The sequence below is a fragment of the Pseudoclavibacter sp. RFBG4 genome (genome assembly GCF_002931515.1).
Lineage (GTDB): Bacteria > Actinomycetota > Actinomycetes > Actinomycetales > Microbacteriaceae > Pseudoclavibacter.
Genome location: NZ_PSYC01000048.1, coordinates 1 through 10,205 on the forward strand (window position 1 = coordinate 1; position 10,205 = coordinate 10,205).

The window sequence follows — 10,205 nt, forward strand, 5'->3', positions numbered from 1 at the left end:
GCTGTGGACGAGCGTCTCTCCACAGCCCCGCCCTTCCCGTTCATCGCTGCCCGGCGTTTCGCCCTCTGCGGGGGTCGCCAGAGGGCGAAACGCCGGGCAGCGATCGCCGGGCAGGGCGCACGGTGGACGGCTCCACCGACTCCCGAGGCGGCGGGGCTGTGGAGAGACGCTCGTCCACAGCCGGAGACGGAGCTGACGCCCGGAGTGCCGTGCGCGTCTACCTTCACGGCATGCCGTTGCCTCGCCCGTTGCCCCACGACCTCTCGAGTGATGAGGGGTTCTCCGTGTCAGCCGCGATGGCGCTCACTGTGCCGAGGAAACGGCTCGAAGCCAGCGACCTCGTCGCCACGCACCACGGCATCCGGGTGTCGGCTCGGACCCTCGCGCCACGTGACCTCGATCTGAGCTTCGTTCGAGCGCGCCTCGGGCCCGGCCAAGTCCTTGCCGAAGCCTCGGGCGCTCGTTGTTGGGGGCTTCCGCTGCCCTGGAAGCTCGAGGTCGAGATGATCACCCACGTCGCGGTCGAGCAGCCCGCGCATCCGCCGACCGGGAAGCTGATTCGCGGATATCGGCTGGACTCCAAGCGGTTCGTGCTGGCAGGCCCGTTGGACATCCCGACCCTCGCGCCCGCGACCCTCCTGGCGCAGCTTGCAGCGCGCCTCACCCTCACACAGGCGGTGGTGTTCGCGGATGCACTCCGCACGTCGTTCGAGCACTACCCGGGTCGAAGCCAGCTCGTCCCGATGCACACGCTCGAGGAGCTCACCATGACCGCGCGACAGTGGAAGGGCCGCCCCGGAGCGGCGACTCTCCGCGCCGCGCTCGAGCACTCGAGGTCGGGATCGGAGTCTCCGAAGGAGACGCAGCTCCGGCTGCTCATCATCGGCGCAGGGTTCTCCGAACCTGTCATGCAGCACAGGCTCTTCGTGCCGGGACACGGGAGAGCCCGCATCGATCTCGCCTACGTGCGCGAGAGGATCGCCATCGAGTTCGAGGGCGAGGGACACTTCGAGGACGCGGTCTCGGCGCGAAGGGATCTGACACGCACGGAGGCACTGCAGCGAGCAGGATGGCGCGTCATCAGGGTGACCGAAGCCGACCTGAAGTCGCCTCGACGCCTGCTCGAGAGCATCCGCCGCGCCCTCGCGGAACGAGGTCTTCGCCCGTGATCGCTGCCAGCCGAATCTCCCTCTGGAGGACTCACCGGAGGGGGAAACGCCGGGCAGCGATCGGCGGGGGCCGGCGGGGCCGGCGCGGGGATGCAGGCTGGCGCGGGCCGCGAGAACACGACGACGCCGCCTGCAGGAGCAGACGGCGTCGCCGTTCGTGGATGCGCGTCTCGCGTCAGTCGAGACCGGCGTCGAGTACCGCGTGGTCGACGGAGATCGTCGGGATCGAGGCCGTGATGACGGAGCCGTCCTCGCGGATCGAGCCCTCGATGTCGCTCAGCGTCGGGTAGCCGGCGAGCTCCTCCACAGCGCCCAGCTTGACTGTCGTCGGCTCACCCGGGGCGACCGCGACACGGCGTCCGCGCACGAACACCTCGGCGCCCGAGCCGGTCTCCGCCGTGAACGTCATCGAGTCCTGCTCGAGATCGACGCGGATGCGCGAATCCCGCAGGGTGATGCGGAACTCGAGGTGCGGCCAGTCGGCGGGGAGGCGCGGGTCGAAGGTGATCTTGCCACCGTGGTCGCGCATGCCGCCGAAGCCGTAGACGAGCGCGCTCCAGATGCCACCCGTGGAGGCGATGTGGATGCCGTCGCTCGTGTTGTGGTGCAGGTTCGCGATGTCGACGAACAGCGCCGTCGAGAAGTAGTGCTCGGCGAGATCCGCGTACCCGACCTCGGCCGCGATGATCGACTGGACGACCGCGGAGAGCGACGAGTCTCCCGTGGTGAGGGCGTCGTAGTACTCGAAGTCCTTGCGCTTCTGCTCCGGCGTGAACTCGTTGCCCTGCAGGAGCAGCGCCAGCACCACGTCGGCCTGCTTGAGGACCTGGAAGCGGTAGATGACGAGCGGGTGGAAGTGCAGCAGCAGCGGGCGCTGCGATGACGGCGTGTTCTCGAGGTCCCACAGCTCCTTCTCCAGGAACTGCGCGTCCTGCGGGTGGATGCCGAGCTTCTCGTCGAAGGGGAGGAACATCGCCTCGGCGGCGGCAGCCCACTCGACGAGCTCCTCTTCTGCCAGGTGGAGGCGCATCGTGAGGCGCTCGAACGAGGCCGGGTCGGTCTCGCGGAGGCGCTCGCACGCGTCGTACGCCGCCCGCAGGTTCGCCTTGGCCATGACGTTCGTGTACAGGTTGTCGTTGACGACGGTCGTGTACTCGTCTGGGCCGGTGACGCCGTGGATGTGGAAGTGGTCGTCGCCTCCCGTGCGCCAGAAGCCCAGGTCGGCCCAGAGCCTGGCGGTCTCGACGAGGATGTCGATGGCACCCTGCGAGAGCAGCTCGTCGTCACCGGTGGCCGCCACGTACTGCACGAGCGCGTGGGAGATGTCGGCGTCGATGTGGTACTGCGCCGTGCCCGCCGCGTAGTAGGCCGACGACTCCTGGCCGTTGATGGTGCGCCACGGGAAGAGGGCGCCCTTCTGGTTCATCTCGTGCGCGCGCTGGCGTGCCGCGTCGAGCATCTGGTGACGGAAGCGGAGCGCGTTGCGGGCGACGTTGGGCGCCGTGTAGCTCAGGAACGGGAGGACGTAGACCTCGGTGTCCCAGAAGTAGTGCCCGCCATATCCGGAGCCGGAGACGCCCTTCGCTGCGACGCCGCCGCCATCGGTGCGGGCCGTGGCCTGGGCGAGCTGGAACAGGTTCCAGCGCGTCGCCTGCTGGTAGACGGGGTGGCCGTGGATGACGATGTCGCTGCGGTCCCAGAAGTCGTCGAGCCATTCGCGCTGCCAGCGGTACACGTCCTCGACGGGGACTTCGCGCATGCGGTCGAGGGTGCGGTCGGCGCGGTCCGCGAGTTCGCGCGTGGGGACGCTCTTGGACGTGTGGTAGGCCACGTGCTTGATGATGCGCACGGGGACACCGGGCTCGGCGCGAACGCGGAAGGCGGTCTCGGCGAAGTCGGCGTCGACGCGCGTGGTGGCGTCCCACTCGTTGTCGGTGATGATGTCGTGGTCGGCCGCGACGGCGATCGTCATGCCCGAATGGGTGGTGCGGTAGGCGAGCATCGAGCGCAGGCCCTCTTCGCGCGCGATGCGGGACTGGAGCACCCGGTCGGTGAACGACTCCGCCTTGCGCGGGTCGAAGGCGACCTCGGTCTCCTTTTTGCCGCGCTGGAACTCGTCGCCGCCGTCCTGGCGGTTGATGATCTGGCTCGAGAGCAGGATGGACGCGCCGCGGTCGACCATCTCGACCTCGTAGTCGAGGAGGACGTAGTGGCGGTCCGTGAAGGAGACGAGGCGGTGCGAGCGGATGCGCACGTGCTTGCCTGAGGGCGTGCGCCAGTCGAGCTCGCGCGTCAGGATGCCGTCCTTGAAGCTGAGGACGCGAGAGTAGGAGAGCAGGTCTGCCTCGCTGATGACGAGGGGCTCGTCGTCGACGAAGAGGCGGATGATCTTCGCGTCCGGCACGTTGACGATCGTCTGGCCGACCTGGGCGAACCCGAACGCGTCTTCCGCGTGGCGGATGGGCCACGTCTCGTGGAAGCCGTTGATGAAGGTCCCGTACATGTACCCGTCGCGGCTCTCCTCGAGGTTGCCGCGCATGCCGAGGTAGCCGTTGCCGGTGGCGAAGAGCGTCTCGACGAGGCCCTGCGAGTTGGCGTCGAATTCGTGCTCGACCAGCGCCCACTCGTCGAGCGGGAACCGATGGCGGTCCAGGGGGTCTTCCGTGGAGAGGTTCATGCGTGATCTTCCTTGAGGTCTGAGTGCGGGAACACCGGCACGAGTTCGGCGAGGTCGTCGACGACGGTGTCCGCGCCTGAGGACATGAGCTCTTCGTGGCTCGCTTCTCGGGAGACGCCGATGACGAGGCCGAAGTCGCCGTCGCGGCCGGCTTGGACGCCGGAGTGGGCGTCTTCGACGACCACGCATTCGGCGGCCGTGAGTCCGAGGAGCTGCGCTGCGTACAGGTAGGTGTCTGGGGCCGGCTTGCCGGCGATGCCGTTCTGGGCGGCGACGAGGCCGTCGACGACGGTCTCGAAGCGGTCGAGCAGCCCGGCCGCGGTGAGCACGGGGACGGCGTTGCGGGAGCTGGAGACGACGGCGACGCGGAGGCCGTGCCGGACGGCGGCGTCGAGGAACTCGAGCGACCCCGGGTAGGCCTGCACGCCGGTCTCGGCGAGCTCCGCGTTGAAGGTGTCGTTCTTGCGGTTTCCGAGGCCGCAGACGGTCTCGAGCTCCGGGGAGTCCTCGGGCGTGCCGTCCTCGAGCGTGATGCCGCGGGAGGCGAGGAACGAGCGGACTCCGTCGTAGCGGGGCTTGCCGTCGACGTAGCGGAGGTAGTCGTCATCGGTGTAGGCGGGACCGGCACCCTTGGCTGCGAGGTAGTCGGTGAAGAGCCGCGCCCATGCGCGCATGTGCACCTCGGCGGTTGGCGTTATGACGCCGTCGAGGTCGAAGAGTATGGCCTTTGAACTGGTGAGCTGTGTCACGTCTCGGAGACGAGGAGCGATCATTGCATCCAACCTTGCATCGTTGGGTGGCGCCGTGACGCCGTTCTATGGTGCACGGCGGAATTCCCCGGTGCGCTCCGCCCTCGATACGCACCGCAGAGCCCCACCGCGATGTTCAATATCGTAGGGGTTCCCGGGTATTCGGTGCGCCGATATTCAGACGATCCGTTCAGCCGGTTTCGTGGATGTGGCTGCGCTCGGCCTGCCGGCTGAAGAGCGAGAGGATCTCGAGCGTCGTGTCGCCATCGTTGGTCATGGAGTGGGGGCGCGTCGTGTCGAATTCCGCAGCTTCGCCTGCTTCGAGGATCGTGACGTCGTCGTCGAGCTGCAGGCGCAGCCTGCCGGCGAGGACGTAGCACCATTCGGTGCCCTCGTGCACGCGCAGGGTGACCGGCTTGTCTCGGTCCGAGGGTCTCTGCGGCGCGACGAGCACCTTGAAGGCCTGCATGCCGTCGGTGGCGCGGGAGAGCGCGAGGTAGACGCGGTCGCCGCGCTTCACGGGCTTGGGGTGGATGCGCGGGTCGCCGGTCGAGGGCGCGCCGACGAGGTCGTCGAGTGGCACGCGGTAGCAGCGCGCGAGCGGCAGGAGCACGTCGAGGCTGGGCCGCCTGCCGCCTGATTCGAGCCGAGAGAGCGTGCTGACGCTGAGGCTCGTCTCCTCGGCGACTTCGCTGAGCGTCATGCCGCGGGCCTGTCTGATCTCGCGGAGTCGGGGCGCGACGCGGCTGAGCGCTTCGGTGATTCCGGTGGTCGGGTCGTCGAGGCTGCCTGGGCCGCTTGTCGCGGCATCCGTCATCGCTGCATCCGTCATGTTGCGAAACTAGCAAACTCAGTTGCTAAATGCGAGAGTCTTGCCGGAGACTCGGGCCATGACACAACTGGATGCGCCGCAGCACGCGGCAGAGAACGAGAACCTGCTCTGGGACACGATCGTGATCGGCGCCGGCCCCGCCGGTCTGAGCGCTGCGCTCATGCTCTCGCGGGGGCGCAGGCGGGTGCTTGTCCTGGATCACGGAGTTCCCCGCAACCGGTTCACCGACCACATGCACGGTGTCCTCGGCCACGAGGGCCTCGCGCCCGGCGAGCTGCGGCGGCTGGGCCGCGCCGAGGTCGAAGCCCACGAGGGTGTCTTCGACGACGCCGAAGTGGAGAGCGTCACTCCCGTCGAAGGCGGGGATGGTGCGCGCATGCACGTGGTGACGAAGGACGGACGTGGCTTCCGGGCGCGAGCCGTCGTCGTGGCGACGGGCCTTCGCGATGAGCTGCCCAACGTGCCGGGGCTCCGCGCGCTCTGGGGGCGAGGCGTCTACGCCTGCCCCTTCTGCGACGGCTACGAGCACCGCGATCGACCCATCGCCGTGCTTGCCAACGGCGAGCACTCCGACCTCAAGGCGCACATGCTGCGGCAGTGGAGCGCCGACCTCGTGCTCCTCGTGAACGGCTCCTTCACGCTCGGTGATGCGGAGGCGCGCTCACTCGCCGCCCGTGGGGTCAGAATCGAGCGCTCCGGGGTCGACGAGGTGCTGGCAGGGGCCGACGGACGTGTTCGCGGGGTCCGTCTCGCCAACGGCGGCGAGTTGGAACTCGAGGCGATCTTCACGAACCCGAGCTTCGTGCCGCTGACCGGCATGCTCGACGGTGTGGACGTCCGCGGCCCAGAGCACCCGGAGTCCAGGGTCTGGGTCGTCGGCAACGCGGGGGACCCTCGCGCCAACGTGCCGGTCTCGATAGGGCAGGGGGCAGCGGCCGGCGGTGACGTCGCCCACGCGCTGCTCATGGACGAGATCGCAGCGGCGGGCCGGGGCTAGGCCGTTCCGGGCACCTCGCTCGTGTCGGACCGCGACGTCGCCCGGTGGTGGTTGCGGACCGCCTGCTCGATCACACTGCTCGGCGCCCCGATCTCGAGGAGGGAGAGGAGGTGGTCGTGCTCGGCGATCGTGGTGGGGGTGATGCGGGTCCCGTATTCGGGCGCCGTCGACTGCAGGCGGTCGAGGTATCTCCAGGTGCGTTCGACGAGGTCGACGAGATACGTGTTCGGGCTCCGACGGAAGAGGAGGCGGTGGAATCTCGAATGCAGCTCCCTCGGGTCGTCGCGCTCCACGAGCATCCGTCCCATCTCCGCGTTCGCGCTTCGGGCCTCCCCGAGTACCTCTGCAGTGAGATGTCGGGCGGCGCTCGCGGTGGCGTAGCCGTCGAGGATGGCGAGTGATTCCACGGCCTGCCAGTGATGCTCGGGGTCGAGTCCGGTCACGTGTGCACCGACGTGGCGTTCATAGGTGACTGCGCCTTCCGCCTCCAGCATCCGGAGGGCCTCGCGAACGGGGACCGTGCTGACGCCGATCCTGCCTGCGATCGCGCCGAGGACCAGTCGGTGGCCTGGGGCGAAGGTGCCGTCCGAGATCCGCTGCTCGATGAACTCGTAGGCCAGTTGCGTCTTGCCGGAGGTGCTCGGGTCAAGGGTCTCCGCCACGCCTGTCATGCTCGGCCTCTCGGTGTCTCTGGTGGACTATTCAGGTGGGGGATACGCGCGACGATATACGCTTTCGCGCGCATCCGCTGGCCGCCGACAAGTGAATCGCGGAACTTCCGGGCCACTCGCGGGGAGGGGTGCCTGAGTTGACGTGCCTTGGCATTTTTGGCACGATCATCGAACTTCATTCGATTGCATGGAACGCCGCCTTCGACCTCGCGTCACCCGTCGTTGCACTCGACCACAAGCTGCGCCGCCTCGGGGATGCCGTGTTCCCCCGGGGCGGCGCTTTTCTTGCGACTAGAATTCATGTAAACGCATCGAAATGGATGGAGCAGCCATGACCGGCACGATCGAGTTCGGCCTCAACACCTTCGGCGACGCGACCAACGACCTCGACGGCACCCCGCGCTCACACGCGCAGGTCATCCGCGACGTCGTCGAGGAGGGTGTCCTGGCTGAACAGGTCGGCATCGACGCCTTCGCCGTCGGCGAGCATCATCGAGACGACTTCGCGATCTCGACGCCAGAGACCGTTCTCGCCGCGATCGCAGCCCGCACGGAGCGCATCCGTCTCGGCAGCGCGGTCACGGTCCTCAGCTCCGATGACCCCGTCCGGGTCTTCCAGCGGTTCTCCACCGTCGACGCCATCTCGAACGGTCGCGCAGAGGTCATGCTCGGTCGAGGGTCCTTCACCGAGTCGTTCCCGCTCTTCGGGCTGAACCTCCAGGACTACGAGGTGCTCTTCGACGAGAAGCTCGACCTCTTCATGAAGATCGCGGCCGGTGGGCCCGTCAGCTGGAGCGGAACCGTGCGGGGCGCGCTCAACGACGTCACCGTGCATCCGCAGCTCGAAGAGGGTCGCCTGCGCACGTGGGCCGCCGTCGGGGGCACTCCCCAGTCCGTCGTGCGCGCCGCCCAGTACTCGATGCCGCTCATGCTCGCGATCATCGGCGGCGAGTCAGCGCGCTTCGCGCCGTTCGCGAAGCTCTACCGGCAGGCCAACGAGCAGTTCGGCCACCCGAACGGCCCGATCGGCGCGCACTCGCCCGGCCACATCGCGGAGACCGACGAGCAGGCGCGTGAAGAGCACTGGCTGAACTACCGCACCATGATGATGCGCATCGGCAAGGAGCGCGGATGGTCGCCCATGCAGTACGCACAGTACGAGCAGGAAGCCGGGGAGCGCGGGGCGCTCTACGTCGGCTCTCCCGAGACCGTCGCGCGCAAGATCGCCGCCACGGTCAAGGTGCTCGGCCTGCAGCGCTTCGACCTCAAGTACAGCGCAGGGACGCTCCCTCACGAGCACAGCATGAAGGCGATCGAGCTCTACGGCACGAAGGTCATCCCGATGGTCAGGGACCTGCTCGCCTGATTGTGCGAATGCACTACTTCGACTCCCCGGGCTGGGCGAGATGCTCGTGAAGCGCCCAGCCCGCCCGAGTAGCGTTGGAGCATCCATCGCCACCGCGCCCGAGATTCTGGGCACGGGAAGCGCGAGCTCGCCAACAACCGAGGAGTTTGCACAATGACGTACCCCAACGAAGCGGAACTGCTTGCGAAGGTCCCCGGCCAGCTGTTCATCGGCGGCGAGTGGGTCGACGGCGCGGATGAGCCTTTCGCGGTCAACGACCCGTCGACGGGCAAGCCGCTCATGCACATCGCCAACGCGAACCCAGAGCAGGGCATCCAGGCGCTCGACGCCGCCGTCGCCGCGCAGGAGGACTTCGCCCGCATGGCGCCCCGTGAGCGCGGGGAGATCCTCCGACGCGCGTTCGACATCCTGCAGGAGCGCCGCGACGAGATGGCGCTCATCATGACCCTCGAGATGGGCAAGCCCCTTGCTGAGGCGCAGGGCGAGGTCACCTATGGCGGCGAGTTCCTGCGCTGGTTCAGCGAGGAGGCCGTCCGCGTGCACGGCCGCTACGGCACGCAGCCAGAGGGAACGGGACGCATGATCGTCTCGAAGCACCCCGTCGGCCCCGCATTCCTCATCACGCCGTGGAACTTCCCCCTCGCCATGGCGACTCGCAAGATCGCCCCCGCGATCGCCGCAGGCTGCACCTCCGTCGTGAAACCGGCGTCGCTCACGCCGCTCACGACCCTCTACTTCGTGAAGATCCTCGAAGAGGCTGGCCTGCCCAAAGGCGTCGTCAACGTCATCACGACCCGCAGCACGGCCGCGGTCTCCTCGCCGATCATCGCCGATCCGCGCCTGCGCAAGATCTCGTTCACCGGTTCGACCGGCGTCGGCCAGGGCCTCATGAAGGAGGCCACGAAGAACGTGCTCCGCACATCGATGGAGCTCGGCGGGAACGCACCGTTCGTCGTGTTCGAGGACGCTGACCTCGACAAGGCCGTCGAGGGCGTCATCGCGGCGAAGTTCCGCAACATCGGACAGGCCTGCACGGCTGCGAACCGCATCCTCGTGCACACGGATGTCGCGGACGAGTTCGCGCGTCGAGTCACCGAGAAGGTCGCTGGCTTCAAGATCGGCCGCGGCACCGAAGACGGCGTCATCATCGGCCCACTGGTGGAGGACAAGGCCGTCGACAAGGTCGCCTCGCTGGTCGACTCGGCAGTGGCGGCGGGGGCGGAGCTCCTGCACGGAGGCAAGCGCGTGGAGGGCGACGGCTCCTTCTACGAGCCGACCGTGCTCAACCGCACCCCATCGTCGAGCGAGATCTTCCGCGAGGAGATCTTCGGGCCGGTGCTGTCCATCACGACGTTCGCCGACGAGGAGGAGGCGATCCGCCTCGCCAACGACACCGAGTACGGCCTCGTCTCGTACGTCTTCACGGAGGACCTCAAGCGCGGCCAGCGCCTCATCGACCGCATCGAGACGGGCATGATGGGCCTCAACATCGGCGTGCTCTCAAACGCAGCGGCGCCGTTCGGCGGCGTGAAGATGTCGGGCATCGGCCGCGAAGGCGGCTTCGAGGGCATCGAGGAGTACCTGTACACGAAGTACACGCTCACGCCGAACCCCTACGCGTAAGCGCAGCACGCAGCACGCAGATCCCGTCGCCAGCCCAGAGCTGGCGGCGGGATCTTCGTCTCCGCTCTGCCCTCTGCCCTCCGCCCTCTGCCCTCTGCCCTCTGCCCTCCGCCGTCCGCCC

Annotated in this window: 8 protein-coding genes; 4 read left to right on the plus strand and 4 right to left on the minus strand. The window is 68.1% G+C overall.

Going from position 1 to position 10,205, the window contains the following annotated elements; all coding sequences use genetic code 11:
• Positions 1 to 230: 230 nt before the first annotated feature.
• Complete coding sequence (locus C5E10_RS16650; RefSeq protein WP_146080319.1) at positions 231 to 1,169, plus strand: endonuclease domain-containing protein; 939 nt, start codon at positions 231 to 233, stop codon at positions 1,167 to 1,169.
• Between the two features lie 175 nt (positions 1,170 to 1,344).
• Here C5E10_RS16650 and C5E10_RS16655 read toward each other — a convergent pair whose 3' ends face one another.
• The 3 genes from C5E10_RS16655 to C5E10_RS16665 all read right to left on the minus strand — a co-directional run bounded on the left by C5E10_RS16655 (position 1,345) and on the right by C5E10_RS16665 (position 5,427).
• Positions 1,345 to 3,846 (minus strand): glycoside hydrolase family 65 protein, encoded by a 2,502-nt coding sequence (locus tag C5E10_RS16655; protein ID WP_104332590.1) that lies wholly within the window; start codon positions 3,844 to 3,846, stop codon positions 1,345 to 1,347.
• Positions 3,843 to 4,595, minus strand: a complete 753-nt coding sequence (locus C5E10_RS16660) for an HAD family phosphatase (RefSeq protein WP_258071187.1) — start codon at positions 4,593 to 4,595, stop codon at positions 3,843 to 3,845. The genes C5E10_RS16655 and C5E10_RS16660 overlap by 4 nt, the downstream gene beginning before the upstream one ends.
• 190 nt (positions 4,596 to 4,785) lie before the next feature.
• The gene (locus C5E10_RS16665; RefSeq protein ID WP_258071188.1) at positions 4,786 to 5,427 is read right to left on the minus strand and encodes a helix-turn-helix domain-containing protein; all 642 of its coding nucleotides are present in this window, start codon (positions 5,425 to 5,427) and stop codon (positions 4,786 to 4,788) included.
• A 58-nt stretch (positions 5,428 to 5,485) separates the two neighbouring features.
• Between C5E10_RS16665 and C5E10_RS16670 the strand changes: the two genes are divergently transcribed.
• Complete coding sequence (locus C5E10_RS16670; protein ID WP_104332592.1) at positions 5,486 to 6,424, plus strand: NAD(P)/FAD-dependent oxidoreductase; 939 nt, start codon at positions 5,486 to 5,488, stop codon at positions 6,422 to 6,424.
• Here C5E10_RS16670 and C5E10_RS16675 read toward each other — a convergent pair.
• Entirely contained in the window at positions 6,421 to 7,086 is a 666-nt protein-coding gene (locus C5E10_RS16675) for a GntR family transcriptional regulator (RefSeq protein WP_181062813.1), read from the minus strand. The two genes, C5E10_RS16670 and C5E10_RS16675, sit on opposite strands and share 4 nt — an antisense overlap.
• Positions 7,087 to 7,426: 340 nt before the next feature.
• Here C5E10_RS16675 and C5E10_RS16680 point away from each other — a divergent pair, with 340 nt between their 5' ends.
• Positions 7,427 to 8,461: an LLM class flavin-dependent oxidoreductase gene (locus C5E10_RS16680; RefSeq protein ID WP_104332594.1), complete on the plus strand. Its 1,035-nt coding sequence runs from the start codon at positions 7,427 to 7,429 to the stop codon at positions 8,459 to 8,461.
• A gap of 153 nt (positions 8,462 to 8,614) precedes the next feature.
• The gene (locus tag C5E10_RS16685) at positions 8,615 to 10,084 is read left to right on the plus strand and encodes an NAD-dependent succinate-semialdehyde dehydrogenase (protein ID WP_104332595.1); all 1,470 of its coding nucleotides are present in this window, start codon (positions 8,615 to 8,617) and stop codon (positions 10,082 to 10,084) included.
• Positions 10,085 to 10,205 lie beyond the last annotated feature (121 nt).